This window comes from Marinobacter sp. 2_MG-2023, assembly GCF_030546935.1.
In the GTDB taxonomy this organism is placed as follows: Bacteria; Pseudomonadota; Gammaproteobacteria; order Pseudomonadales; family Oleiphilaceae; genus Marinobacter.
Genome location: NZ_JAUOPH010000004.1, coordinates 266,284 through 291,984 on the forward strand (window position 1 = coordinate 266,284; position 25,701 = coordinate 291,984).

Here is a 25,701-nt window from a genome sequence, read left to right on the forward strand (position 1 = left end):
AAAGTGTTAACCTTTGATACCTGGCGCAGGCATGCCGAAGTATTCTCCTTGGGAGAAATCGATACCAAGCTCCACAACACGCTCCTGCACTGCTTCGCTGTGTACAAATTCTGCTACTGTCTTGATCCCCATACTCCGGGCGAACTGCACAATACCTTTGGTCACCAGAAACGCCGTATGATCCTGCGCCAGATAGCGAATGAGGCTACCGTCTATCTTGATGAAATCCACGTTCAGCTTGCGCAGGTGGGAAAAATTGGAATAGCCGGTACCGAAGTCATCTATTGCAATCCGGCACCCGAAAGATTTAACTTTTTCAATAAACTGCAAAACATCGCCATAACTGCCGATGCCATCAGACTCCAGAATCTCAAAGATCACACGCTCGCCAATATTGCTAGCTCGCAGATGCTCCAGAATCAGGGCCAGGGTTTCGGGATCTACAATATCAACATAGGACAAGTTGATGGAAAACGCATAGGGCTGTGTGGCAAACGCAGTGAACGCTTTTTCCACCATGATTCTGGTGATCTGTCGATTAAGGCGTAGCTTGTTGGCCACCTCAATGAACTGCCCGGCAGCAATCACACCATGCTCGGGGTCATCCATTCGCACCAGGCACTCATACTTGGTAAACCTGCCCTGCACGTTGTCGTGAATTGGCTGAAAGTATGGACGTAAGGTGCCGGCCTCGATCGCTTCTTTCAAACGACGGGCCCAGTAAAGATTCTTCTCGTACCCTTTTTCTACTTCCTGGCTTTGATCATAAAACAGGTACTGACGCATCTGGTCCCGTGCTTGCAAAACAGCGATGGTCGCCTGGTTGAGCAAACGGTCAGCTGCGGCGTCATCTTTACGCTCTCTCTGGAAGGCAATGCCTGCGCTGGTGTCCAGGGTTAACACCTGCTGCCGCCAGATAACCTTTTGCGAACAAAGAAAGTCGATCAATTCACTGGCGAAAGTGCGCACCCGAGACTCAGCAACACCAGGGCCCAAGAGCGCAAATTCATCACTGGACAAACGATAAAGCTCTGGAGAAAGCCCAAAGGGGTGAGAGTGAGTGCGGACAAACGTTCGTACCTGCTTGCGCATGGCCAGCAAAACGGCGTCGCCACAGTCATTGCCAAACAAGCTATTGATTTCCTTGAACCGATCCAGGTTCAGGAGAATGAGACAGGCATCTTGTCTATCCTGCAAATCTCGCAGCAAACGCACACGATTAGGCAGACCGGTCAGGGCATCTGTATAGGACGCTTGCAACTCATGCATGAGCTGCGCGATCCGATATAGCAGGTAAAGGCTCAGTATCAGCAGAATCGAACCCGTGATCAGCAGAATCCGGTAATTGGTATCACGCATGGGTACCAGCACGCGGTCGATCTCGTCCTTTGGAACCCCGGCACCGTAGACCATGCCTGCCGGCGTAGTGGCGTAATACAGCTCATAGAGTCGGCCGTCCACCTCAAGCTGACGTGTGCGCAGGCGCTCTTCAGGTGTTTGGCTATCACCTGATGCTTTCGGCACACCCAGATCCTTTTCCGAAAGGTTCGCCGCGAGAATGGCATCAATCAACATCTGCTCCTGAATCGGGTCCTGGTTTTGACTGAGGCTGGACAGATTCCGATTGTTGCGATCGTTGAGAAAAGAAAAACTGTTTTGCGTAACCTCCATTCGGCTGACCAGATCCACCACCTGATCCGATGCCCAATCAATGGTCGCGACACCGATCAACTCACCCTCGGCACTGACCATCGGCAAAGCGAGAGTTAAAATGGCGCGCTCGGTTGCCATATCAAAGTACACAGGTGACCAGTAGACAGGAGCGTCAACTTTAGGGCTGAGGGCGTCGGCACGGCCCAGAGTAAGCCCATACCAGTGGGTCTGCAGGAAGTCAGTTGATCGTGATTGCACTCGGGAGCCACCAACTTCGCCCTTGACCAGATAAGGCGCATAACGTTCGCCGGCTGGTGCGACGATGCCCGGCTGATACCAAAGGCCGGCACCAGAAACACCGCCTTCACTCTCAAGTCGGCTCTGCAAAGCTTTTTCAAGCTGGCCCTGAAGTTGGCGCTGGGACTGTGGCGAACCCTGCCGTTCCCTCGATAACCGGTAGAACGTCTCCCCAATTGTCGCGAGAGTCGCTACCTGGCTCTCCAACGCAATTTGACGGGCATCAATCCGAACCAGCCCGGTGAAAAACACATCGCGGATCTGGTCCCGGCGCAACTCGTACATTGCCTGCTGGGAGTAGCTAAGGTTGAGATGAGATAACAGGAACATGCCGACCGCAAAAAGCGCAACCAACAGAACAAGAAGCCCCATGATGGTATGCATGGCGTAGCTGCTGCGCCAGAAGCCCAGATGTGGCCTTAGCCACCTGGAAACGACTGACCGCGACAGCTGATTAACCGGCATTGGTACCCGCAGCGGCTGAAGCCAGATCATCCAGAGCCTTTTGAGCCTCTGCCTGGCCAAGCTCTGCAGCCACTTTGAACCACTTTATTGCCGCCGCCTTATCTTGTGCGACGCCATGCCCATGAGCATACATTTCGCCAAGAAGATAGGCTGCCTGGCCAGACTCTGTCGCGGCCTGTATTGCCCATTGATAGGCTTGCTCATGGTGTCCCAGAGCGCTATGAATTTGCGCCATACTTGCCTGCGCACCTGCAACGCCGGCTTCGGCGGGGCCACGACAGGCCTCCAATGCACCACTGAAATTTCGAATGCGGGTGAGCAGGTAGCAATCATTCAACTCACGGGATTCTGTAACAGTTTCGGCTTTGAGTTCTGGCTCAGCAGTTGCATCGTCGTGAGCCCCGCTCCCAACACCCTCTAAATCCGACGCCCCTGGATTTGCGCTGACAGCCTTCTGCACGGATTTTGGCGGGTGCTGCATGGCTTCAAGCCGCGCCTCATAGGCTGCCACATCCTGCGGACATGAAAAGCCATAGCCTCGACGATAAAGTGCCAAGCCGGTTTCGGAAATCTCATCTTTGTTATAACGAAGAGCAACTGCAGCACAGCGGCGTTCGCGCTCCTGCCTTACCTGATCGAGCTGCGCCGTTTTGGTGGAATCGCCCTCATGACGCCGCAAATACTCCGTTAACGGATCAATATACGGTTGCTCGAAAAGCGGCCTGACTTCTTGATCAAGACCGGAAGCAGGCGTCTTCTGCCCGATTTTAACAAGCGCGTCACCGGTGCGACTCAGAACCTCAGCCGTCTTTAAGTTGCCGCAGCCTCCAAGAAGCACTGCGCTCATCATGATGACAAACAATCGATACATCAGCTTCACCAGAAGATCTAAAAGCCTACGGCCATGCGTCGGGAAAACACCCCGGTTTAATGAACTCTAATTCACCTATTCCCTGATGTCCTCGACGACATTGTAACGTATTGAAAACAGCCTGGTTGGCTGGGCTACCTTTTTGCATGAACCAGGCAAATAAGCCAGGCCTGCTTTACCGCAACGGGCTTTGTACGCCTATCAGGTCAGTGATAAGGTCTTCGCAAGGTTAGAACACAAACAAGCCACCGCACCAGAGAGGTTGTTTTCAACTTGAACTGGCTCCTTATACTTCACATTGTGGCACTGCTCTTCTGGACTGCCCTGCTTGTCTACCTTCCAGCGCTGGTGTCCGGCACTGTTTATACCTCTTCAGAGACCGAAAACAGCCTGGTGCTCCGTCAACGTCTTCCGCGGCTACTCTTTACTCATGTCGCGACACCAATTGCTCTGTCTTCCATTATTGCAGGCACACTCGTATTCGTTGTTTATCACAATATCGGTATCTGGCTGATCATCAAGTTGACCCTTGTGGTGTTGCTGGTCATTAATCACGCGCTGCTTGGGTTGTTGATTCTGCGGGCGGAGAGCGGCAGTGGTAAGCCGGTGCGGCGGTGGTGCCTTGCTTCGGCTCTGGTGACCGGCACGCTGATTATCGCTGTGCTGTGGGTTGTTCTCGCCAAGCCCCCTTTCGAGAGCATTCCATGAGGTACAGCAAACTCGCCAGACTTACTGACTCATCAGGGGTCCTGCCGACGTTCTGCCATCTTTTCAGGGGAAACACCAACGGCATGATCGTAGACCAACTCGCCGCCGAGCAAACTGGTGATGGTTATCAGCACACCGGTAAGCAGAGAAAGATAAAGCCCCCAGGGCACAATAAGTTGATCAGGCTCGCCCACCCTGAGAAACCAGTTAAGGGTGGCAATGGAAAGCAGCATCACTGCCAGCAACGCGTGGCACCACGCGGTAATGAGCTGACGTATCTGCTTGACGATGACAAGATCCAGCAACCCGACCGAGCCAGACAACCAGCCACCAGCCATTCCTATAGCCGCAAGCCAGACGCCGGCGCGAGCCCAGAAAAAGTCTCCGGTCATGACGTAACCAATATCCGTTGCGATAAGCAGCAGCAGAGCGGCCACCGGGAAATGGATCAGCATGGGGTGGATCGGGTGACCCATAATCGACATACGACTGACGATGTGTTCCTTGGCCATGGCTACCCTCAAAGCGTGCAGTTGCGAAGCAGGAGTTGTTCTCCGTCAGAAATAAAAAGAGTAGCAGCCCTGGGTGTAATTGGCACAGGTGGATTGTTGGCCGGATGTCAGGGCGAGTTCTCCACGCTTTCTCCCGCCGGCCCTAACGCTCTCTCGGCAGCATGGTTGTGGTGGGGAATGTTTGGCTGGTTCACATTCGTTCTTGTGGTCGTGGTCGGGCTCTGGCTATACGCCATCAGGCGTGCCCCGGAGCCCGTGTCGAAAGCTCGAGCCAGGCAGGTCCAGAACCGGTGGATTCTCTGGGGTGGCCTGGTACTGCCGATCACCAGTATGGCAGTGATTCTGGCGTTTGGTGTCCCCGCCGGCCATCAAATGCTACCTCTGCCACCTGCAGAAGGGAAAGCGCTCCGGATCAACGTCACGGCACACCAATGGTGGTGGGAAGTGCAATATCCGGACTCAGGTATTCAGCTGAAGGACGAACTGCACGTTCCAGCCGGAGTCCCCCTTGACCTTCACCTTACCAGTGCTGATGTTATTCATTCGTTCTGGGTTCCCCGCCTGGGAGGCAAACTGGATATGCTACCTGGCCGCACGAATGTACTGCGCCTGCAAGCAGATGAACCCGGCACCTATCGTGGCCAGTGTGCCGAATTCTGCGGCACCCATCATGCTCATATGAAATTTACGGTAACCGCATACAGCCCGGAAGATTACCAGGCATGGCTCCGCGAGGAGACCGTTAATGACTAACCTGTCAGAAGAGGCAAACTGCAAACGGGAAGCGCAACTGGAACATGTGTGGGGCAATTTACCCGGATGGGGCGCTCTGGCAGCAGTGAACCATACCTCCATAGGGTTCAGGTTCATGGCCACCGGGATGATATTTTTTCTGATCGGTGGCGTGTTAGCGATGTTAATCCGCACACAACTCGCGATGCCCGAGCAGGAGATTATTGAGGCCAGCCTCTACAACCAGATTTTCACCATGCACGGCACGGTGATGATGTTCCTGTTTGCGATCCCGGTGCTCGAAGGGGTAGCGATGTATCTGGTGCCAAAGATGATCGGCACTCGGGACCTTGTATTCCCTCGCTTGAGCGCCCTGGGCTACTACTGTTACCTGTTTGGTGGTGTGATTATTCTCTCCAGTCTGGTGCTTGAGGTAGCGCCGGACGCCGGCTGGTTTATGTACACGCCTCTGAGCAGCAACACTTATTCGCCTGGCCCGGGCTCGGACTTCTGGTTATTGGGCATCACCTTTGTGGAAATATCCGCGATTTCCGCCGGCGTAGAGCTGGTCGTGTCCATTTTGCGAACTCGTGCCAACGGCATGGCCCTCAACAAAATGCCAATCTTCTGCTGGTACATCCTCGCGATGGCGCTGATGATCGTATTTGGCTTTCCACCCCTGATCCTCGGCAGTGTGCTGCTTGAACTCGAGCGTGCAGTCGGGTTCGTATTCTTTGAAACCTCTGGCGGTGGTGACCCTCTGCTATGGCAGCACCTGTTCTGGATGTTTGGACACCCGGAGGTCTACATCATCTTCCTGCCTGCAGCAGGGATTGTATCTACCCTAATTCCGGTGTTCGCACGGCAACCGCTGGTGGGTTATCGCTGGGTGGTGCTGGGCATTATTACCATGGGGTTTGTCAGCTTTGGGCTGTGGGTACACCACATGTTTACGGTGGGCATCCCGCAGCTGGCCCAGGCTTTCTTCTCTATAGCCAGCATGTTGGTAGCGGTTCCCACAGGTATCCAGATTTTTGCATGGCTGGCAACACTCTGGCAGGGCAAAGTGGTGTTTCACCTGCCAATGCTCTGGATCGTCGGGTTTCTGGTGGTCTTCGTTTGCGGCGGATTGACGGGCGTGATGCTGGCACTGGTGCCCTTCAACTGGCAGGTTCACGACACACACTTTGTGGTCGCTCACCTGCATTACGTGCTGGTCGGTGGCATGCTCTTTCCGCTGATCGCCGGTTTTTACTATTGGTTGCCCCATGTTTCCGGCCGTATGCCCTCGGACAAAATGGGCCGCTGGGGGTTCTGGCTGTTTTTCGGTGGATTCAATACCACCTTCCTGCTGATGCATCTTACCGGGCTGCTGGGCATGCCCCGGCGAGTCTACACCTATGAAGCGGGGCTAGGCTGGGATTGGCTCAACCTCATTTCCTCCATCGGTGGATTCATAATGGCGATCGGTGTCGCAGTGATCATTGTCGACATCGTATTGCATTTCCGTTTTGGTCGCCGAGCTGAGCAGAATCCCTGGGGCGCAGATACTCTGGAATGGGCCATCCCAATGCCAGTGAATGCCTATAATTTTTCGAGTATGCCCGATATCACCACCCGGCATCCGATGTGGGAAAACCCCGAGCTCGTAGAAAGCATCGCCGCTGGCGAACATGGTCTGGCGGAAGTCCAGAGCCTGAGGCGGGATATATATGGATCAGATGCTGTCACCGGCAAAGTCAGAGAAGTGGTTCACCTGCCCACCAACTCCTGGCTACCCCTGATGACTGCCACAGTCCTGGCGGTGGTATGCGTCAGCTTGCTGATCAAAGCCTACCTGATAGCTCTGGCAGCCGCTGCGGTAGCGCTTGTATTGGTGCTGCGTTGGAGCTGGGAGAACGGCGCCCACCCCAGAGCCGCGCCAGTAGGCACCAACGATCCTGTGGACCCACCACTGCACTCCCGTACCTGTGATGGCCCCGGGCTATGGGGCATGGTGGTCAGCCTGATGGCCAATGGAACCCTCTATGTTTCGCTGTTGTTTGGCTGGTTCTATCTCTGGACGGCTGCGCCACAATGGTCAACGCCCGAAACAAGCCCCTTGGCACTGATTCCTCTGGCAGCAAGCGGGATACTGCTAACCCTTGCGGTAATGATCTACCATGGTGCTGTCTCCCGACTGCGCAAACGCAATGCAGGCAGCCTTGGCCTGCGTCTGTGGCTTGCTTCGGCCATCGGATTCACCCATTGGTGCTTGCTGGCCTGGGTGCTGCAAACATCGTCATTACAACCGACGGAGTTGGCTCATGACGCGGTTCTGACGGTAGCACTTTATTACCTTCTGCTACACAGCGGGCTTGCGATGATCTTCACAGTACTTCAGGCGTTGCGGGTACAGCGGGGATATGTTGGCTCCAGTCTGCCTTACGAACCCATCGTGATTCAGCCGTTCTGGGTCTATACCCTGGGCGTTTTCTGGCTCAGTTTTGCCATGTTTTTGCTGTTGCCGATGGCATGGGGAGCGCCATGACCCCCTCTCCGTTTCATCCAATAAACCTGGTTCTTGGGCTGATCATCTGGGCGCTGTGGTTTGTCCTGCTCTATGGAGGCTTATCCATCGGCTGTGCCTTCGCACCACCGGATGCGGGGGATGGAGCCTGGACCTGGATAAATGCAGCGTCCCTGGTGGTGGCGCTCATGGTCACCGGCTATCTATTGACTTGCGCCTACGCTTGCTGGAAGGCTTCTTCGCCGTCATCTGCCGCCAAAGCCCAGCCTCTCAATACATTCATCAGCAAAACGTCCGCTGCAGTCTATCTGGTATCAGCGGTAGCATCATTGATGCTGGTTCTGCCGGGCGTAAGGTTGCCGCCATGTGTATGAAAACGCGCACTGGGCCGTGGATCATTTTAGCTCTGCTTGGCCTGAGCTCGCCGGCCTTTGGCCATAGTCCTATAACCAGCGATGGCGCAGATCAGATAACCGCCTTGATCGGTCTGGTCATTTTTATTCTGGTCTGGCTTGCTTACATCCTAGGCGCACGGCGGGTAGCGCCGCACTGGTCGCAAGCACTGGGCTTTCATAGCACCATGATCATCAGCTTTTTTGCGCTTTGGGGGCCTCTTGACCACTGGGCGGAAAGCAGTGCCGCGGCCCACATGGTCCAGCACATGGTATTTATGGTGATCATTGCGCCATTTTGGGTACTGACCACTCCCCTACCGCAACTCTCTGCAGGGAGCGGGCGACTGCTGGCTCGCCTGTGGATGCCCATGCTTAACCTGGTACAGCATCCGGTTTATATGGCGTACCTCCATGGCGCGATGATCTGGTTCTGGCACATTCCCCGGTTTTACGTCCTGGCCCTGGAGAACCCCTGGTGGCACCTCGTTGAACACGCGTGTTTCCTGATCACCGCAGGCCTATTCTGGTGGTCCGTGCTGAAAAGCCCTCAGCGCACCGTTGGTTGGGCATTGTTTGCCTTGCTCTTTACACTGATACATACCGGTTTTCTGGGGGCCATACTCACCTTCGCTCAAAACCCTTTATATGGAGCCGGGCGCAGCCTGCAAGACCAACAGTTGGCAGGTTTGATTATGTGGGTCTTGGGCGCTATTCCTTATTTGATTGCTTCTGGCTGGATCGGCTGGCGAATGTATCAGAGGTTGCAGCACCGGGTATAAAAACTGTGTCGGCCGGGAAGACGGAGCCCCCTGTTTTCATTTCAAGCGCTACTGGCACTCAACTAGCGAATTGAAACACCCTAAAAAATAACAACGCACTCTGCGCTGCAACGCAGGCTCACCTTACAAAGTTCATCCTTGCAGGAATTCCGGGCTTGGGTAGGAGACCACTTCCAACACCCCCCAATCAGTGCTCAGCAAGCCTTGAGATAGCGGCCGCCAGCTCCGCTTGCCACCAACCCGGATCACAGGAGAGAGCACATGCAGTGCGGTAGCCAAACCCATAAACCGCCTCCCGTATTAAAATGCGTGTGATAAAATACCCGTGAGCAACTAAAGCCGCTCAATAGACTTGAGAAGTGAGTTGAAAGCCTTCGTAAAACTGCGCTCAGCGAGCTTATCCAGAATCGGACCGACCAGGGGAGCTTTTATGTGGCCCTCTGATACCCAAGTTACTCTGGTGCGCTCACCTGCAGGCTGTAACATGATTTCACCTTTAGTGTGCATAATAGAGAAAGGTCTCGATTTCTCGATGTGGTAGTGCATTCTGGCCGGCCTCTCAAACCGCGTAATACGCTCGGTCAGTTCAAGTGGCCCAGCGCCAATGATTCGCAGTGCCCCGGTACCATTTTTTTCTTGCTCTCCCAACTCAACCAGGATGGACTTATCAACACCAGGAAACCTGTGGTAGCGGGTATGATCAGAAATGGCCTCAAAAACGATATCAATGTCTTTGGCAAGCGTGCGCTCTACACAAATACGAAACATGTTGCCCCCTTGAGTTCAAATGTTAGAACAATAGTTTGATGTGCCAAAGTCTACCCCCCGCAACTTACTTGAACTTCATCCCAAAAGAACTAACACTCTAATGATAGACAAGGGTAAATCCCGGGCCACAGCGAGCTGCACATTGACCAAATCTTCTGATAGCGAGGCCGACCGAGAAAAAGTGCACCCGGACACACGTACCGGGGCATTGCGTTCGTCGGAAAGTGCACGCATTCACAGATTAACCCAAATGTACCGTGCACTTAGCGAAATCAACCAGGCCATTGTCCGCATGAGTGACGAGGAAGAACTGTTTCCTCTTGTCTGCCGGATTGCAGTTGATTTCGGCGGTGTCAGCATGGCCTGGGTCGGGGTTGCCGACCTCGAATCCGAACAAATTATCCCGGTAGAAAGTTATGGCGCTAATGCGGATTATCTGAAAAACATACAAATTTCTACACGCGAGGACAGACCGGAAGGCCTCGGGCCATCGGCAACGACTTACCGAAATAACGTTGCCATGATCACAAATGACTGGGCAAGCAACCCTCTAACGGCGCCCTGGTATAAAAAGGCCAGCCATTTTCACTGGGGTAGCAGCGGCAGTTTTCCCATCCAGCGGAGCGGTCAACCCTTTGCAGTCTTGTCGGTTTATCACAATGACGAAGACTTTTTCGACAGCGAAACGACAGCCCTTCTCGACGAACTGGCCCGCGACATTACGTTCGCCCTCGACAACTTTGACCGGGGAACAGCACATCATCATGCCCTGGAAGCCCTTCGAGCCAGTGAACAACGTTTTCGTGCCTATTTCGAGCGCTCAATGTTTGGCATGGCCGCTACAGATGCAGATAAAGGCTGGATAGAGGTCAACCAGGCGCTTTGCGACATGCTTGGTTACACAGCCGAAGAGATTATGGCAACGAAATGGCCTGATCTGACCCATCCTGATGACCTGGAGCCCAACGCGACGCTCTACGAGCAGTTGATTGATGGCTACATTGATGAGCTGTCTGTTGAAAAACGATTTATCCAAAAATCTGGCAATGCAATTGATACACACCTGGCCGTGCGCGCTGTTCGAAACGAGGATGGCAGCCTCGCATACACAGTAGCGCTGATTGAAGACATTTCACTTCGAAAGCTGTCTGAGCGACGCGAGCAAATGCGACAAAAGACTCTTGAAAGAGTTGCCAAAGGCGGCTCTCTCATGGAAATCATGTCGCTGGTCATCGAATCGGCAGAATCGATTTACCCCGAATCCATGTGCTCAATTCTACTTATGGATAGCGAAGGGGAGCACTTGTTGAGCGGGGCAGCGCCAGGTTTGCCTGACTTTTATAACGACGCTATTAATGGCGTAAAGATTGGTATGAATGTCGGCTCTTGCGGAACCGCTGCCTTCACAGGAAAGCGCACAATTGTCGAAGACATCGCCTCTCACCGTTACTGGGAAAACTACAAGGAGCTAGCTGCCAGGGCAGGTCTTGGCTCATGCTGGTCAGAACCCATACGTTCAGCATCAGGGGGTGTATTGGGCACGTTTGCTATTTACCGCAAAGAGCCCGGGTTACCTGACGAACAGGAAGTCGCTTTGATAGAGAGCGCGACAAGCCTGGTGGGTATTGCTATTGAAAGAGTCCGTGCAGAAGAGGAGCTGCACCTTGCATCGTCAATCTACATCAATAGCGCGGAAGCCGTGCTGGTAACAGACGCCGACAACAAAATCGTTGCACTCAATCCAGCGTTTACCAAAATAACCGGTTACACACTTGGCGACCTGGAGGGCAAAGACCCTGTACTTCTCTACTCGGGCCGTCAAACCGCCGATTTCTTCAAAGGTATATGGGATGAAGTCGCTCAGCGAGGTTTTTGGCAGGGCGAGGTCTGGAGCCGCCGCAATACGGGCGAAGCCTTTCCTGCATGGCTCACCATCAATGTTATTCGCAATGATAAAGGGCACATCCAACGTCATGTAGTGATGGGGTCTGATATCACAAACAAAGTTCGGTCAGACGAACTGATATGGCGCCAGGCAAACTACGACTTCCTGACTGACCTGCCAAATCGTTACATGTTCCAGGATCGACTGGAACAGGAGATCCGAAAATCATTACGCCATGATTCATTGCTCGCTCTTTTATTCATTGACCTTGACCATTTCAAAGATGTTAACGACACCCTCGGGCACCCTGTGGGGGACCAGTTACTGATAAAAGCCGCAGCGCGCATTAACAGTTGTGTCAGGGACTCAGATACCGTAGCCCGCATGAGCGGTGACGAGTTCACCGTTATCTTGCCCAGGCTTGCAAATACAGCTGCTGGAGAAAAGGTGAGCGAACAAATCATCAGTGCGCTGGCAGAACCATACTTCATCAATGGCGAAATCATCTATATCCAGGCCAGCATCGGCATAACCTTTTGCCCGGACGACGCGTCAGAGGTTGATCAGTTAGTAAGCAACGCCGACCAGGCCATGTATGCGTCAAAAGCAGCAGGGCGGAACCGTCTCAGTTATTTCACCCAATCTTTGCACGATAAAGCCCGAAATCGCCTGAAACTGTTAAATGATATGCGCTCGGCCATTGAGAACCGGCAGTTCGAGCTTCATTTCCAGCCCATAATCGATCTCACCACCGGGCGCGTCGGCAAAGCAGAGGCACTGATACGCTGGAACCACCCGGAGCGTGGAATGATCAGCCCGGCTGAATTTATCCCTCTGGCTGAAGAGACCGGCTTGATTGTTGGTATCGGCGACTGGGTGTTTCGGGAGGCTGCGGCCAAGGTAAAACGGTGGAGCGAATTGTCTGATACCGAGTTACAGGTATCGCTGAACATGTCACCAATACAGTTTCAGAGTGAAGCTTTGAGTATTATGGACTGGCTGGCTTACCTGCGAACTCTCGGCCTGGAAACAAAACACCTGAGCGTAGAGATCACCGAAGGCTTGTTGCTAAATGCAAGCAAAGACGTAACAGACAAGCTTCTCCAGTTCCGTGATGCCGGAATCCAAGTCGCCATTGATGATTTTGGAGTGGGTTATTCAGCGCTGTCTTACCTCAGGCGCTTTGATATCGACTACCTCAAGATTGACCAGTCTTTTATCCGAAACCTCGAAACGGAACAAAACGACCTGGTGCTCTCCGAGGCCATTGTCATCATGGCGCACAAGCTCGGGCTGAAAGTCATTGCAGAGGGGGTTGAAACAAGCGAACAACACCGCCTATTGCGGGAAATCGGCTGTGATCATGGCCAGGGCTACCTTTTCTCCCGCCCTCTGCCCGCCTCGGAATTTGAGGAGTTTCTCTTGAAAAATACGATGCCGGGAAGCAGCTGAAAAGGGAGGCAAATGCCTCCCTTTGTCTTTGCTACTTGGCAGACCTAAGCGGATTTGCGCCGCGCAAATCCAAGTCCAGCCAAGCCGAGACCTAATAGTGCCAATGTACCCGGCTCGGGAACAGCTGTATTGCCTTTCCAGATCACACCTGTCGCAAAATTTTCGTCGTTAGTGACCCAAAAGTTGAGTCGACCATCGCCAGCTATCAGAAAGGGTGCAGACACATAGTCAAAAACATTTATAACCTGTGTCCAGGGCTGGTCGATTTCGTAATCTTCTGAATCAAACAGGGTTACGCCCTGGCTCTTGATCTGCAAGGTGTCATCATAAGAGACAAACAAAGAGTCAATGATCGCGTCAGTGCCGGTCAGGTTCAGATCCTCCTCCCAGATTCGGTATCCCGAATTATCTACGAACCAACCTGCAGTATCCTGTATCCAGGCAGCTCCATCGAGAGCTGTCCCGGTTGGGTCTACGTAGTTGTTACCCACTTGGTCGGACAGCGTACAACCAACGCATTCATCGCCAAGGCTGGACATGAAGGGTACTGCCTGCGCCGCTGCCGATGCCAGACTGAACACAACCACACCTAACGCTAAACTTAATGTTTTCATTTGCTTGTTCCTTATACGAAGGACTTCATGTTTCGACACAGAGCTGGCTCTTGGTCATTGTTAAAACATTAACAAGCAAAAAACCCACCAAAAAACATAAATACTTTAAAAACAATACCCTATAAATATCTCACAACCCGTCGAAAAGTGTCAGCCAGAAATATGTATAAAATCTCGACACCTAAGGCTTGCCCCCAAGCCGGGCAACAAAAAAACGGCGGTCAAAGGGTCAGGCTACGTACACCTCACCCTGTTCAAAGCGAGTCCGCACCCAGGCGATCTGGGTGTAGGCCGTTGCCAGTTGGTAGTGCGGCGAATCCTTGAACGAGCGCCAACTACCACCCCACACCAGAGGCCCGACGGCGTATTCAGCAACTGCGTCGTAATCACTTTCGCTCATTGAGTAAGAGCCGTCCTCCCTGAAAATGCCAATATCCCAGGCAATGCCAAAGTTATGATTGCTCTGCCCTCCCCTTGCTCGCGTTATGACCGGGCCTGGATTACCGTAGCGCCCCTGGCGAAACAGTTGGTTCTGCTCGTAATACGTTCGGGTTCCGGAAATAATTTTCACATTCACACCCCGGCTCAGTGCCCGAATCATGAACTTGCGGGCCTCCCGCTGAGCCCGGATAGAGAGGGAGGCGATATTCTGCTCTGTACGCCGGTCAAAGGTTCCATACTCGCGCTTCAGCTTTTCGTATTCACTATCAAAGGCAATTGAAGCCGCTTCGGAGAGGCGCCCCCATAAGCCGTCCAGCGCGCCGCGATAAAAACCTTCTGATTTCAGAAGCCGCTGAAAAAAGAGCACGTCTTCGCCAAACAATCTGTCGCTCATCCTGAACCTCCCGGGTAACCAGTGGTGGTAGCAATGCCCGACCACGAATACCACTTCCTCTGGGCTCTACAGCTTCAGAATAGATCATTTTTCATGCCCGGTTGTTACACTCGCTGGATGACGAGCCCACGAATACGAGCCCGATCTTCTCAGCCAATTTGTCAAAAAAGGACAAGGCTCTGTGACACCCAAACGCTGGAAGCTCAACATACGCCCCCGTGAGCTGCCTTTCCGACGACATCTTGCCCGGGCATCCGTGGCTTTAATCTACCGCCAGTCTGAAGACGCCGGAGTGGAGTTGCTGTTTATCCAGCGGGCCCGTAAGGAAGGAGACCCATGGTCCGGGCACATGGCGTTTCCCGGAGGCCGCATGCAGCCGGAAGACGCCAACCCCCGGGCCACAGCCGAACGGGAAACCCTGGAAGAAACCGGTGTCGATCTGGCAAGGAATGGATACTTTCAGGCCAGGCTGTCTGACCTGCTCACTCGCCAACACAGCCGCTGGCGCCCGATGGTGGTCACTCCTTATGTATATGAGTGGCGGGGGCCGCAAACGGTATCGCCGAACCACGAAGTCGAGAAGTTGCTATGGATCTCGCTCGACTACCTCGCAGCCAAAGAGAATCAGGGCAAGATACTCTGGCGAACCCGTCTCGGCACATTGAAACTTCCCTGTTGCCGATATCAAGACCACTGCATATGGGGGTTGAGCTATAGCATGCTGCAGGACCTTCTGGCGCAGATATTCAGTGATAAGGTGCAGTCGTGACACCTGCAAGGCACTAGTCTCCATAGATTGCGGTGCCCTCGGCCTAGGATACGGGTGCGCGGGTCGGCTCACCACAGACCCAGGTGCCGTTGTAGCCGATGGCATCACCGGGCAGCTCATATCATTCGCCGAAGTAAAGTGGCTTAGCATGGTAATGCTGTATGAGCGCCATTATGCCGCGCCACCAGCTGAACCCCGTCCCTAAACCCGGAACCCCTGAGCCAGAGCCTGGAGCTCATTGGCCAGCTCTGCCTGACTGACCGTAACCTGAGAAATCTCCTGGGAGCCTGAGAGTGTCTGTAGTGACGTGTCGCGTACCGTGGCCATATTGCGGGAAATACCCCGGGTGACAGACACCTGCTCTTCCGCCGCTGCTGCAATCTGGGTAGCCATGCCAGAGATGCGATCAACATCCCGGAGAACATCTGCAAGGGTCCCCTCCAGAGTCGCGGCCTCATCGGCACTGCGGTTAGCCAGCTCATGGCTTTCAGTTACCGCCCCGTGGACATCATCAGTGATCGTCTGCAGGCCGGCAATAATGGATTCGATTTCGACCGTAGACTGGTGCGTCTGCCGCGCAAGTGCGCGCACCTCCTCCGCCACCACCGCAAAACCACGGCCATGCTCTCCGGCGCGGGCAGCTTCAATGGCGGCATTCAGAGCCAGCAGATTGGTCTGATCGGCAACACTGCGAATCACATCAGTCACCTGCGTAATAGACGCGCTGCTTTTCTGCAGACGCGCGACCTGTCCACTGACCTGTTCAATCGAGCCTGCCAGGCTGCGGATATGGCGCACACTGGTCTGTACTACCTTACGCCCGTTTTCGCTCTTGCCAGAAGCACTGGTTGCTGCTTCCGCCACATCCTGGGTATTGCGGGAAATGTCCTCGGAGGTATTGGTCATTTCCTCAGCAGCCGTGGCAACCTGTTCCACCAGTTGCTGTTGCTGGCTCACCTGCTCGGCATTTTCTCCAGCGGTCGCTCGAGTCTGTTCAGAGGCTGACGCCAGTTGCACACTGGTCTGATCGATTTGCTTCAGCGCACTGGCGAAGCTCTCCATCAGACTGTTCAAGGCGGCACCTATCATCCCCATTTCATCTTTCGAGCTGACTCGGGTACGGATACCCAGGTTCCTCTCATCCATGATCTGGCGGAAATCCCCCAGCAACAGGTTAACTTGTCCGCTCACCCCGCGAATGATCATCATCGCCAGCAGAAGCACCGCCAGTATGACCACCACGCCTACAATAGCCGCTTCTCTCAGGTCAGCGGTAGCGTCATCAAGCACTGCCTGCGTTCCGGCGGCCATGTCCATGCTAAGGGTATTCTTGACCTGACTGATCGCTTCAACGGCCTGGCTGGCACTGTCGAACCATTCAATGTTGGCCATGCCCAGATAACCGTATTGACTGCCAATCAACCGGTCTCGCAATGACTTGAAGTCAGCAACCGGTGCGGATTCCCGCATCGCCTGGAACGCATCTTCAAAGCCCGCACCCAAAGTGTCACCGGCCAGGGTAAGTAACGCATCCTGGCGTCCCGACGCCCGGCTGATTTCTGAAGCCAGGCCCAGCGTGGTAGCGCTTTCCTTCAGCACACGGGCACCCGCTTCCATTTCTCGGCCACCCCACTCTGTGGCTTCGGTCATCGCCAAAAAGGCGCTCAACTGACGTGTCAAATCCGGCTCACCGGAACGCTGCAGAATCAATGGAAGCAAGTCAATCAAACCCGTGATGCTATCGGTGTAGCGCGCCCGAACCGTTTCAAGGAGCGGATCACTGCCGTCCATTAAGTTTCCGCGCAGGCCCGCGAGCGCACTCAGCGCGTCATCTACAGTGTTCAGTCGAACCGCCACGATCTGTCGGTCTTCCACGGACATGGTGTCGATGAACGACTGCACATTGGTAAGGCTTGAATCTGTGGCCTCTAGTTGCAGCTCCAGGCGTTCCAAAACCCGGCTATCACTGCCGCCGGTCGTCAGATAGAGTTCCGCCAGCCCGCGCTCCCTTTGCAGATTTTCCAGCAGTGGATCCGCCACCAGCACCAGATTGAACAGAGTCTGCAGGGATTGGGTATGCTGCAGATTGCTGTAGCGTTCACTGACTGTGGATATCGAAAAATAAAGGATGCCCAGGAGCGCGGGCAGAATAAGCAGCAACAGTTTGCCGCGCATTGAAAGGTTTCGAAGCAAGAACAGCATAATTCTCCAGCCCTGAATAAAATCTGACTCATTGGACAAGATTCAAGGCAAGAACGGTGCCATCAGAGACGTAATAAACAACAGGCTTTTACAGCGCAAACCGCACCAGATCAGTGCCGGAGAAGACAAGACACCCTGTAAACGCCCCAAAAAGACTTAACTTCTGTTGAGACTCTTCACCCAGTATCCAGGAGACCTGCTTAGGATTATTCGTGATCGCCCCGGAGTCCCCGGGCTGATAATGACCGCCATCACACCAACCTGGCATCCATACTATTCTGGGCCAGCCGGCGGGCCTGGTCTTCGGTCATCCCCAGCCCATCGCGCAGCGCCATAAAGTTCTCCAGTACATAACCGCCGAAATAGGACGGGTCATCTGAGTTCACGGTGACCTTCAGGCCGCGCTCCAGCAGTTCCAGAATGTTGTGATGAGCCATGTCCGGGAACACGCACAACTTGGTATTCGACAGCGGACAAACCGTAAGCGGGATCTGCTGTTCCGCCAGCCTGTCGAGCAGCCTCGGGTCTTCTGCGGCACGAACTCCGTGGTCAATCCGGCTCACCTTGAGCAGGTCCAGAGCCTGCCAGATATACTCGGGCGGGCCTTCCTCACCGGCATGGGCAACCGCCAGAAAGCCCTCGGACCGCGCCTTGGCGAACACCCGCTCGAACTTACTGGGAGGATTGTCTTGTTCGGAGCTGTCCAGGCCCACCGCAAAAAACTGGTCACGGAACGGCATGGCCTGTTCAAGCGTCCGGAAAGCATCGTCTTCAGACAGATGTCTCAGGAAGCTGAGAATCAGTCCGCCGGAAATCCCCAGCTGCTCGCGGCCATCACGCATGGCCGCACGGATGCCGTTGAGAGCCACTTCAAAGGGAATGCCACGCTCGGTATGGGTCTGGGGATCGTAGAAGGGTTCAACGTGCACCACGCCCTGAGCCTGGCACTTCTGCAGGTAAGCCCAGGTGAGATCATAAAAATCCTGCTCAGTGCGCAGCACGTCGGCGCCCTTGTAATACAGGTCCAGAAATTCCTGCAGATTATTGAAGGCATAGGCCTGTCGCAATGCCTCCACATCATTCCACGGCAATTCAATGCCATTACGCCGGGCCAGCGCAAACATCAGTTCGGGCTCGAGCGCACCTTCAAGATGAAGGTGCAGCTCCGCTTTGGGCAAGGCTTTCAGCCAGGCTTCGTTCATCGCAGTCTCCGGGACAGTTCTATCGTAAATAAACATATCAAGACAGCAAGGCAGGCTTTACGCTTCATCCGCCTTGCGATAGCTACCCTGATAATCAAAAATCCGTTCCTGTACTTGCCAGTAATGCTTCTGTTTCCTGGCAATGACAAAATCCGGTGCGGTTAAAAAGGCTTGTATCTCAAGCACCTCTTCAACTTTGCTGAACGCATGCGGGGCCTGGCTACCCGACAGACGCCGCCCAAACAGTTTGTTGAAGACGTTGCGCTGAGCCAGCTTGCTGAAATCAAAAGACTCCCTGAGTTCTTCCCCATCTTCACTGTGGTAAGTGATCCTCAGCTTGCTGCCCTCTCCGCTAAGGGTAATCCCGGCGCAACGGATCACCATCGCATCTTTGAGTTTCAAGGCGTCTCTTAGTTGATCATCCGGGTCGATAATGGCCTTTTTGCACTGATGACAGTTACGGGCCGCAATATCATTCTCGCCGCCACAATGGGGGCACTCCTTGAACCGGAAACGGTAATCGCACTGCTCAGGGCGTAGGTCCCGCGCCTCCGGCTCACCCTCTTCAGCGGGTTCCAGCAGGCCCTGACAGCGGCGGCCGTAGTGCTCGATCACACGCCCGTTGTCGTCTGTCTTGCCCCAGAAGATATTGGCGAAACCACAGCCCGGGCAGAAGACCTGCACCGGCTCACTGTCGGGATTCGGTTTCGGCTCTCCCACCTCCGGGTGGTGCAGGTTCACATGGTTGCCCGCGTAATCGATCACCAGGCAATCCTGCTTCCCCTCATCCAGGCGAAGACCGCGGCCGACAATCTGTTGATACAGGCTGACCGACTGAGTGGGCCGGAGGATGGCGATAAAGTCGACATGGGGCGCATCAAAGCCCGTGGTGAGTACGGACACGTTCACCAGATACTTCAACTGCCGTTGTTTGAAGCGCTGGATCAGCAGGTCCCGATCCTTCAGATCGGTAGCGCCGGTCACCAGGGCGGTTTGCATCTCCGGCAGATAGCCGGTGATCTCGCGCGCATGGTCCACCGTTGCCGCAAAGATCATCACGGCCCGGCGCTCTGCGGCGAGCTCCATCACCTGCTCGATAATGGCCCGAGTTACACGCTTGTGTTTACTCAGCAGCTGATTGACGTCCTTCTCGGCGTATTCGCCAAAGCGGTCCTGGGCAACTGCGGAGAAATCGTATTGCGCCACCGCTGCGTTCACCAACTCAGGCTTGGTAAGATAGCCCCGATTGATCATGTAGCTCAACGGCAGTTCGTAAATGCAATGCTGAAAAGGTTTGGCCTGCTCATCGCCAGAGCCGCGAACAAAGCCACGGTAGTGATAGCGATAGATCCAACCCATGGCCAGGCGATAGGGGGTTGCGGTAAGCCCAAGCACCTTGAGGGAGTGATTCTGTTGTCGCAGAAGATCGATGATCCTCTGATACTGGCTGGTATCCTCACCGCTAACCCGATGGCACTCATCAATGATGACCAACGAGTATTCATCCGAGAACCGGTCCAGATTTGCCGATACCGACTGCACACTGGCGAAGGTCACCTGATGCCGGTTTTCCTTGCGCTTCAGGCCAGCGGAGAAGATGCCACCGCTTAGCCCATAGCTCTCGTATTTGGCATGGTTCTGCTCTACCAACTCCTTCACATGGGTCAGTACCAGAATTTTGCGCCTGGCGAGACGGGCCAACTCGGCAATAACCAGACTTTTACCCGCACCGGTCGGCAGCACAATAACTGCAGAATCGTCAGATTTGCGAAAGTGCTGCAACGTGGCATCAACCGCTTCCTGCTGATAGGGCCGCAACTTGAAAGGAGCATTCACTTTGAGTTGCCCCAATTCTCTATGCGCGACCGTGGGCCTGTGAACTGAGCTGCCCGGTGTCTACCCGAACGAAGATCGAATCAGCGGTCACCGTGAGCACATCACCGGCCCAGACTTCGCAGATCACACGGCTCTTGCGACCTACTTCGCCCTCTACCCTGGCTTTGAGGGTCAGTTCCACGCCCATTGGCGTCGGCTTGATAAAGGTGAGGTTAAGCTTGCCTGTAACGCAATCCACGCGCGGCAGGCTGCCCGGCTCACGACCCTCGGCACGATAGTGGTAGGCCATGGCAGTCCAGTTGGAGTGGCAGTCCACAAGCATGGCCAGCAAGCCGCCGTAAACCAGCTCGGGCCAACCGAGAAACTTCGGGTCAGGTGTATGAGAACACACCACGTGAACGCCATCCTCGTGCCAATAGCTTTTCAGCTGCAGGCCCTCTGGGTGGGCACTTCCGCACCCGTAGCAAACTCCATCCGGAGCGGCCATATCCTGCAAAGCGGCAGAAACGTTGGTCATAATCAGACTTTCCTTCACAAAACCACATACAAAAAGCGGCAAGAAAGCCGCAACGGGATCAGCATAATACCGAAAAACCAGTAGCAGCAGTAAAAGGCTAAAGCCCGATCATTCCTTTACCCTGACCATCCGACCATCGCACCCGGCTCAATCGCATGACAAATTTATTTTCCATCAGGTTAGTCATTTTGTTCACGACCACCTATAGTGATGAACATTCGTTCACTGTTTAATTTTCGGGTCCCCCTGACCATGCCCGCCGTGAAAAGCCCCGATCAGCTCATAACGACGTCCAGTAGTCTGCTTCCATTTATTGATGCTTTACCTGATGCCGTTGTTATCGTTAACAATGACCACAGGATCGCTTTGGTAAACTCTCGCGCCGGGGAAATGTTTGGACACCCTGTAGATACCCTGAAAGGTTCAGATCTGTCGATGCTTATCCCCAAGCTTCACCGGGATATGCACAGACACAGGGTCGGTGACTATTTTCAGAACCCCACTCCCCGCTCCATGGGTTTGAATAAAAGATTTTGCGGCGTTCATGCTGATGGCACGGAGATTCCCGTCGATATTACGATTAACACGATCATGTTGGACGGGTGTGTGGTTGCCATGGCACTTGTCAGAGATGTGTCCTACCAAAGAGAGCTGGAAGAGCGCTTGATTCGTGAATCCCTGACGGACGAAATGACAGGTTTTTTCAATCGAAAACATTTCAACAATCAGCTGAGCGCACTGCACTCCGGCTTCACCCGGTCGGGTTTGCCTTCCTCTGTCATCATGTTCGATTTCGACCACTTCAAGAACATCAATGATCAATACGGCCACGCCGCCGGTGACATTGTACTTATTGATACCGCAAAGATGATCAAGGAAGAGCTCCGCCCGTTAGACGTGGCCTGCCGTATCGGTGGAGAGGAGTTTGCCATCATCATGCCGAACACCCGGATAGAAAGTGCAGCGACACTCGCAGAGCGTATTCGCAAACAAATTGAGGCAACGGACTTCAGGCTCGAAAACACAGTTTTTCATGCCACTGTCACTATGAGCGTGGCCTCGTTTCTACCCTCAGACCAATCGTACGACTCGCTAGTCAGAAGGGCCGACAAAGCTCTCTATATTGGCAAGGCCGCCGGGCGTAACTGTATAGCTTCGCAGGACTCAATACCGCCGATATAAGGGGCCTAAAGCCCCGGCTTCTCACCTCAATGATGCCCGCCAGGCCCATGAGCGTGGCCGTGCGCGATCTCTTCTGGCTCGGCAGCGCGTACTTCAATGATTTCGACATCGAAAGTCAGGGTTTTGCCCGCCATTGGGTGGTTGGTATCAACATCAGCAAACTTGAGGCCGACCTTGGCGACGACCACATGGCGTGGGCCCTGCTCTGTTTGCACCTGGGCAATCATGCCCCGCTTCCAGCGTTTGGCACCCACCAAATGTTTGACTGGCACACGCTGCACCGCATCAGCCTTACGTGCACCATAGGCTTTATCCGGAGTGACGGTTACACTAAATGTATCGCCGGCCTCACGACCTTCCAAGGCTTCTTCCAGGCCCCGGATAATGCCACCGTGGCCATGCAGGTATGCGTTCGGCTCACCACCGCGGGAATTTTCAACGGTATTGCCTTGCTCATCACTAACACTGTAGTGGAACAAGACAACCTGATTCTTTTCGATTGGCATAGAGTTCTCTGCAATGATTCTGGGTGCGCCATTATAACCAGCAGCGCCACTGACTCCAGCACTCACTGGTAAGCTAGGGTTCCTGATGAGCCCGCACCTTGCCGTCAACAAGCCCTGTAAACTCTGAAACTGGAACAGGGCGACTGAAATAGTTCCCTTGATAAAGGTCACAGCCAAGCCCTTTGAGAACTTCCAGGTGAGGCCCTTTTTCCACACCTTCCGCCACAACACTGATACCGAAATTCTTGCCCATTGCGATGATAGATTTAACCATAACCAAATCCATTTCATCATCAAGCAAGTCGCGCGTAAAAGAGTGGTCAACCTTCAGTTCGTTGATGGGTAGATGCTTCAGATAATTCAGCGATGAATAGCCCGTACCGAAATCATCCAGCGAAAACGATAACCCGAAATCTACCAACTCATTCAGCTTTTCAATTATTTCCTTGGTGTCGCCCAGCAAAACGGTTTCAGTGATTTCCAGCTTCAACATAGAGCGATCAATACCCGACTCAGAAACAATCCTTTTCACATTCGTCACGAAATCCCCAGACCAAACCTGCTTCGCACTAATGTTGATCGACATGCGCAAATGTTGATATCGCGAGTCAGATTGCCACTCTTTTAGCTGCCTGCAAGCTTCAGCCAGTACCCAGTCACCGATCGGTGAAATTAGATTCGTCCCTTCGACAACAGCCATAAAATCACTCGGGCTCAGCAGACCCCGCTCAGGGTGAGCCCAACGGATCAGAGCCTCGGCAGAGACAAGGCTGAGATTTTCATCATATTGAGGTTGATAGTGCAAAACGAAATCGCCCTGAGCCAACGAGGCCCACAACTCTTTCTCTAACCGCGCAGTCTTGTCAATTTCTTCCTGTATGACCGGATCAAATATTGCGGAATCATCCTTGCCTTTACTCTTGGCCTGATACAGTGCCAAATCTGCTAACTGCAGCAATTCAGAGGCCTCTTTCAAACCAGGTTCAAAAATAGTGATCCCAATACTTGCTGTAATAGCGTAGTTAATCGGAGGGCGGTTTTCGTTCAGCGTTATACTTATGTTTTTGCCAATCTCTGAGCGAATATCCTTAGCAATCAGCTTGGCTTGAGCAGCCGCATTCCGAGGGTCAACATCCAACTCATTAAGAACAATGACAAACTCATCACCGCCGAACCTGGCAACCGTATCATCCCCACGAACCAGTGAGTTAAGCCGCCCCCCCAGAACCATCAGTAAATCATCACCCGCTTGATGCCCATAGGTATCATTCAGGTATTTGAAGTTATCCAGATCTAAAAATAATACTGCACCGCACTTCCCGGAACGCTTACAACGATCAAGAGCAAGACCTAACCTGTCGTTCAATAGTGCGCGATTTGGCAGACTGGTTAGAGAATCATAAAAAGCCAATGACTCTATTTCGGATTGGTTAATTTTTTGCTGCGTAACATCCTGAACAATCCCTGCCAGCAGCAACGGCTTACCTTCCTCATCGTACTCAACAATACTTCCACGATCCCAAAGCCATATGACTTCTCCATCGGGGCGATTAAACCTGAACTCAATTTCATATGGGGTATTCTTTTCCAATAACGCCTCAAGAGCATCGGCAACACGCTGTTTGTCGTCCTCAACAATGCGAGACATGAAATACGAGAACGAACCTCTCGAACGGTTAATTCCGGTAATTCTTTCCCAACCTTTACTGAAAAGCACCACATTGGTCTCTGTGTTCCAGTCCCACATTCCTTCTCGGGAAACAGACAAAACCAGCTCCAACCGCTTGGAGTTAAACTCGGCCAGATTCTTTAATTCGGTTATTTCAGTAATGTCTCGAGCAATAACAGCAACGTTCGGCTCACCGTTACTGTTCTTGAATGGGATTTTCAGCGACTGGTAATGGCGAACCTCGCCTGTATTGCTATCAGTCGAGTCCTCATAAACCGTTTCGGGCTCGAAGCGCCGCATCACGCTCTGAACGTTTTCTTTAAAAAACCTGCCCTGCTCCTTATTACCAGTAAAAAAGGAGTCTTCTTTACCAATCATTTCCTCTGGGGTGGTGCCGTATAGCTTTGCCACGTAGCTGTTTGCGAAAACAAAGTTGCCTTCCCAGTTTTTAGCCAGGATAGGCTCTGGTATGGCGTTAACGATGTCAGACAGCAACCTGTTTTTTTCTCGCTCAGCATCCAGTTGTGATTGAGGTGAATCGCCCATTAATCTACTGCCCATGTCTAGAATCTTGAAACTAACATTGAACATAAATCAATCTTTGATTCGATGCCTCAGGATTTTTGTAACTCTTTTCCAGTGGCAAACGGAGCTGTTCAGCCCAATTTGACGCGATGCAGGACCTGATAGGGGCCTTGCACGTCTCTGGTTTCGTATTGAGCAAAGACGATTTCGTGAACCGTAAAATCGATATCGTGTGAGCTGAGCTCAGAAATCGATCCCACTATGTCGGCCGGCCTGTAAGCTTCATTATAGAATCCCAGAGTGACGTGCGGGGTGTAAACACGTTGGTTGTCAACGTTAGCAGCACTACCCAGGCACTCGCGTATGGATGCCAGATTACCCAAAGGGTCGTGAACTTGAATGTAAGGGCAGATAGCAAAGCTGTTGCAGCCGGATAACTGTAAGGGAAATGCTCTGAACGAACGTTTCTCTAGCTGATCAACTTGCCTCAATACCAAATTCTGATGGACTTGCTTCTCCGAAAGCAGGCCTGCCAACGCCAAGGTAATGTGGGGCTGTCGTGCATAGCCTGCGTGCAGTTTGTCGGACAAATGCTTCTGACACGCCTCTACTTTATTCAGGCAGGCCGGGTTTGTTACTTCGATTGCCCAGAACCCGAAATGAGGGGCTCCTTTATGCCACTCACGGAAATCCCGCAGCTCGGCTGGGCAAGTAGCTTCAAGGGCTAAAAAGTCGGAAAACATAGTATGGATCGCTCAACGTGGCACGCTACCCCGGTTTCCCGAAGTTGATAAGCACAACATCCTGGTCTTAAATGA

Annotated in this window: 22 protein-coding genes; 8 read left to right on the forward strand and 14 right to left on the reverse strand. The window is 53.3% G+C overall.

Annotated elements, in window-relative coordinates:
- Positions 1-6: 6 nt before the first annotated feature.
- Together Q4501_RS11780 and Q4501_RS11785 are read right to left on the reverse strand one after the other, a co-directional pair.
- The gene (locus Q4501_RS11780; RefSeq protein WP_303596432.1) at positions 7-2,415 is read right to left on the reverse strand and encodes an EAL domain-containing protein; all 2,409 of its coding nucleotides are present in this window, start codon (positions 2,413-2,415) and stop codon (positions 7-9) included.
- Complete coding sequence (locus tag Q4501_RS11785; RefSeq protein ID WP_303596433.1) at positions 2,405-3,286, reverse strand: tetratricopeptide repeat protein; 882 nt, start codon at positions 3,284-3,286, stop codon at positions 2,405-2,407. Before Q4501_RS11785 ends, Q4501_RS11780 begins: the two co-directional genes overlap by 11 nt.
- 273 nt (positions 3,287-3,559) lie before the next feature.
- On the opposite strand from Q4501_RS11785, the gene Q4501_RS11790 reads away from it, so the two are divergent.
- Positions 3,560-3,994: a CopD family protein gene (locus Q4501_RS11790; RefSeq protein WP_303596434.1), complete on the forward strand. Its 435-nt coding sequence runs from the start codon at positions 3,560-3,562 to the stop codon at positions 3,992-3,994.
- Between the two features lie 32 nt (positions 3,995-4,026).
- Here Q4501_RS11790 and Q4501_RS11795 read toward each other — a convergent pair whose 3' ends face one another.
- On the reverse strand, positions 4,027-4,506 hold the full coding sequence (locus Q4501_RS11795) for a DUF2231 domain-containing protein (protein WP_303596435.1): 480 nt from the start codon (positions 4,504-4,506) through the stop codon (positions 4,027-4,029).
- Positions 4,507-4,602: 96 nt separating this feature from the next.
- On the opposite strand from Q4501_RS11795, the gene coxB reads away from it, so the two are divergent.
- The 4 genes from coxB to Q4501_RS11815 are packed head-to-tail and all read left to right on the forward strand — an operon-like array spanning position 4,603 to position 8,921.
- Positions 4,603-5,259 carry a cytochrome c oxidase subunit II gene (gene coxB, locus Q4501_RS11800; RefSeq protein ID WP_303596436.1) on the forward strand — a complete coding sequence of 219 codons (657 nt, stop codon included), beginning with the start codon at positions 4,603-4,605 and terminating at the stop codon, positions 5,257-5,259.
- Positions 5,252-7,768, forward strand: coding sequence for a cytochrome c oxidase subunit I (gene ctaD / locus Q4501_RS11805; protein ID WP_303596437.1), 2,517 nt, complete (start codon positions 5,252-5,254; stop codon positions 7,766-7,768). Before coxB ends, ctaD begins: the two co-directional genes overlap by 8 nt.
- Entirely contained in the window at positions 7,765-8,121 is a 357-nt protein-coding gene (locus tag Q4501_RS11810) for a hypothetical protein (protein ID WP_303596438.1), read from the forward strand. Before ctaD ends, Q4501_RS11810 begins: the two co-directional genes overlap by 4 nt.
- Complete coding sequence (locus tag Q4501_RS11815) at positions 8,112-8,921, forward strand: cytochrome c oxidase assembly protein (RefSeq protein ID WP_303596439.1); 810 nt, start codon at positions 8,112-8,114, stop codon at positions 8,919-8,921. Before Q4501_RS11810 ends, Q4501_RS11815 begins: the two co-directional genes overlap by 10 nt.
- Positions 8,922-9,053: 132 nt before the next feature.
- Here Q4501_RS11815 and Q4501_RS11820 read toward each other — a convergent pair whose 3' ends face one another.
- Positions 9,054-9,206 (reverse strand): hypothetical protein, encoded by a 153-nt coding sequence (locus Q4501_RS11820; RefSeq protein ID WP_303596440.1) that lies wholly within the window; start codon positions 9,204-9,206, stop codon positions 9,054-9,056.
- Positions 9,207-9,254: 48 nt separating this feature from the next.
- Positions 9,255-9,689 (reverse strand): SRPBCC family protein, encoded by a 435-nt coding sequence (locus Q4501_RS11825; RefSeq protein ID WP_303596441.1) that lies wholly within the window; start codon positions 9,687-9,689, stop codon positions 9,255-9,257.
- 142 nt (positions 9,690-9,831) lie between these two features.
- Between Q4501_RS11825 and Q4501_RS11830 the strand changes: the two genes are divergently transcribed.
- Positions 9,832-13,026 carry an EAL domain-containing protein gene (locus Q4501_RS11830; protein WP_303596442.1) on the forward strand — a complete coding sequence of 1,065 codons (3,195 nt, stop codon included), beginning with the start codon at positions 9,832-9,834 and terminating at the stop codon, positions 13,024-13,026.
- Positions 13,027-13,070: 44 nt separating this feature from the next.
- Here the strand turns inward: Q4501_RS11830 and Q4501_RS11835 are convergent, their stop codons facing one another.
- Both Q4501_RS11835 and Q4501_RS11840 read right to left on the reverse strand, forming a co-directional pair.
- On the reverse strand, positions 13,071-13,640 hold the full coding sequence (locus Q4501_RS11835; RefSeq protein WP_303596443.1) for a PEP-CTERM sorting domain-containing protein: 570 nt from the start codon (positions 13,638-13,640) through the stop codon (positions 13,071-13,073).
- Between the two features lie 229 nt (positions 13,641-13,869).
- Entirely contained in the window at positions 13,870-14,475 is a 606-nt protein-coding gene (locus Q4501_RS11840; RefSeq protein ID WP_303596444.1) for a M15 family metallopeptidase, read from the reverse strand.
- 181 nt (positions 14,476-14,656) lie between these two features.
- Between Q4501_RS11840 and Q4501_RS11845 the strand changes: the two genes are divergently transcribed.
- On the forward strand, positions 14,657-15,244 hold the full coding sequence (locus tag Q4501_RS11845) for a CoA pyrophosphatase (protein WP_303596445.1): 588 nt from the start codon (positions 14,657-14,659) through the stop codon (positions 15,242-15,244).
- 201 nt (positions 15,245-15,445) lie between these two features.
- On the opposite strand, the gene Q4501_RS11850 is transcribed toward Q4501_RS11845, so the two are convergent.
- From Q4501_RS11850 to Q4501_RS11865, 4 genes are all read right to left on the reverse strand, one after another.
- On the reverse strand, positions 15,446-17,446 hold the full coding sequence (locus tag Q4501_RS11850) for a methyl-accepting chemotaxis protein (protein ID WP_303596446.1): 2,001 nt from the start codon (positions 17,444-17,446) through the stop codon (positions 15,446-15,448).
- 251 nt (positions 17,447-17,697) lie between these two features.
- Positions 17,698-18,648 carry an adenosine deaminase gene (locus Q4501_RS11855; RefSeq protein ID WP_303596447.1) on the reverse strand — a complete coding sequence of 317 codons (951 nt, stop codon included), beginning with the start codon at positions 18,646-18,648 and terminating at the stop codon, positions 17,698-17,700.
- A gap of 57 nt (positions 18,649-18,705) precedes the next feature.
- Entirely contained in the window at positions 18,706-20,484 is a 1,779-nt protein-coding gene (locus Q4501_RS11860) for a DEAD/DEAH box helicase (RefSeq protein ID WP_303596448.1), read from the reverse strand.
- A gap of 19 nt (positions 20,485-20,503) precedes the next feature.
- The gene (locus Q4501_RS11865; RefSeq protein WP_303596449.1) at positions 20,504-21,001 is read right to left on the reverse strand and encodes a PaaI family thioesterase; all 498 of its coding nucleotides are present in this window, start codon (positions 20,999-21,001) and stop codon (positions 20,504-20,506) included.
- A 252-nt stretch (positions 21,002-21,253) separates the two neighbouring features.
- Between Q4501_RS11865 and Q4501_RS11870 the strand changes: the two genes are divergently transcribed.
- Positions 21,254-22,183: a sensor domain-containing diguanylate cyclase gene (locus Q4501_RS11870; protein ID WP_303596450.1), complete on the forward strand. Its 930-nt coding sequence runs from the start codon at positions 21,254-21,256 to the stop codon at positions 22,181-22,183.
- 26 nt (positions 22,184-22,209) lie between these two features.
- Here Q4501_RS11870 and Q4501_RS11875 read toward each other — a convergent pair whose 3' ends face one another.
- The 3 genes from Q4501_RS11875 to Q4501_RS11885 form a co-directional block, all read right to left on the reverse strand.
- On the reverse strand, positions 22,210-22,689 hold the full coding sequence (locus Q4501_RS11875) for a peptidylprolyl isomerase (protein WP_303596451.1): 480 nt from the start codon (positions 22,687-22,689) through the stop codon (positions 22,210-22,212).
- Between the two features lie 73 nt (positions 22,690-22,762).
- Positions 22,763-24,949, reverse strand: a complete 2,187-nt coding sequence (locus tag Q4501_RS11880; protein ID WP_303596452.1) for an EAL domain-containing protein — start codon at positions 24,947-24,949, stop codon at positions 22,763-22,765.
- A 65-nt stretch (positions 24,950-25,014) separates the two neighbouring features.
- Positions 25,015-25,626, reverse strand: coding sequence for a 2'-5' RNA ligase family protein (locus Q4501_RS11885; protein WP_303596453.1), 612 nt, complete (start codon positions 25,624-25,626; stop codon positions 25,015-25,017).
- Positions 25,627-25,701 lie beyond the last annotated feature (75 nt).

Bases quoted from the DNA above. Each gene is read 5' to 3' on its own strand.
- Q4501_RS11785 (WP_303596433.1), bottom strand. From the start codon at position 3,286: ATGTATCGATTGTTTGTCATCATGATGAGCGCAGTGCTTCTTGGAGGC.
- Q4501_RS11825 (WP_303596441.1), bottom strand. From the start codon at position 9,689: ATGTTTCGTATTTGTGTAGAGCGCACGCTTGCCAAAGACATTGATATC.
- Q4501_RS11820 (WP_303596440.1), bottom strand. From the start codon at position 9,206: ATGGGTTTGGCTACCGCACTGCATGTGCTCTCTCCTGTGATCCGGGTT.
- ctaD (WP_303596437.1), top strand. From the start codon at position 5,252: ATGACTAACCTGTCAGAAGAGGCAAACTGCAAACGGGAAGCGCAACTG.
- Q4501_RS11795 (WP_303596435.1), bottom strand. From the start codon at position 4,506: ATGGCCAAGGAACACATCGTCAGTCGTATGTCGATTATGGGTCACCCG.
- Q4501_RS11875 (WP_303596451.1), bottom strand. From the start codon at position 22,689: ATGCCAATCGAAAAGAATCAGGTTGTCTTGTTCCACTACAGTGTTAGT.
- Q4501_RS11865 (WP_303596449.1), bottom strand. From the start codon at position 21,001: ATGACCAACGTTTCTGCCGCTTTGCAGGATATGGCCGCTCCGGATGGA.
- Q4501_RS11815 (WP_303596439.1), top strand. From the start codon at position 8,112: ATGTGTATGAAAACGCGCACTGGGCCGTGGATCATTTTAGCTCTGCTT.
- Q4501_RS11840 (WP_303596444.1), bottom strand. From the start codon at position 14,475: ATGAGCGACAGATTGTTTGGCGAAGACGTGCTCTTTTTTCAGCGGCTT.
- Q4501_RS11880 (WP_303596452.1), bottom strand. From the start codon at position 24,949: ATGTTCAATGTTAGTTTCAAGATTCTAGACATGGGCAGTAGATTAATG.
- Q4501_RS11855 (WP_303596447.1), bottom strand. From the start codon at position 18,648: ATGAACGAAGCCTGGCTGAAAGCCTTGCCCAAAGCGGAGCTGCACCTT.
- Q4501_RS11850 (WP_303596446.1), bottom strand. From the start codon at position 17,446: ATGCTGTTCTTGCTTCGAAACCTTTCAATGCGCGGCAAACTGTTGCTG.
- Q4501_RS11780 (WP_303596432.1), bottom strand. From the start codon at position 2,415: ATGCCGGTTAATCAGCTGTCGCGGTCAGTCGTTTCCAGGTGGCTAAGG.
- Q4501_RS11885 (WP_303596453.1), bottom strand. From the start codon at position 25,626: ATGTTTTCCGACTTTTTAGCCCTTGAAGCTACTTGCCCAGCCGAGCTG.
- Q4501_RS11810 (WP_303596438.1), top strand. From the start codon at position 7,765: ATGACCCCCTCTCCGTTTCATCCAATAAACCTGGTTCTTGGGCTGATC.
- Q4501_RS11870 (WP_303596450.1), top strand. From the start codon at position 21,254: ATGCCCGCCGTGAAAAGCCCCGATCAGCTCATAACGACGTCCAGTAGT.
- Q4501_RS11835 (WP_303596443.1), bottom strand. From the start codon at position 13,640: ATGAAAACATTAAGTTTAGCGTTAGGTGTGGTTGTGTTCAGTCTGGCA.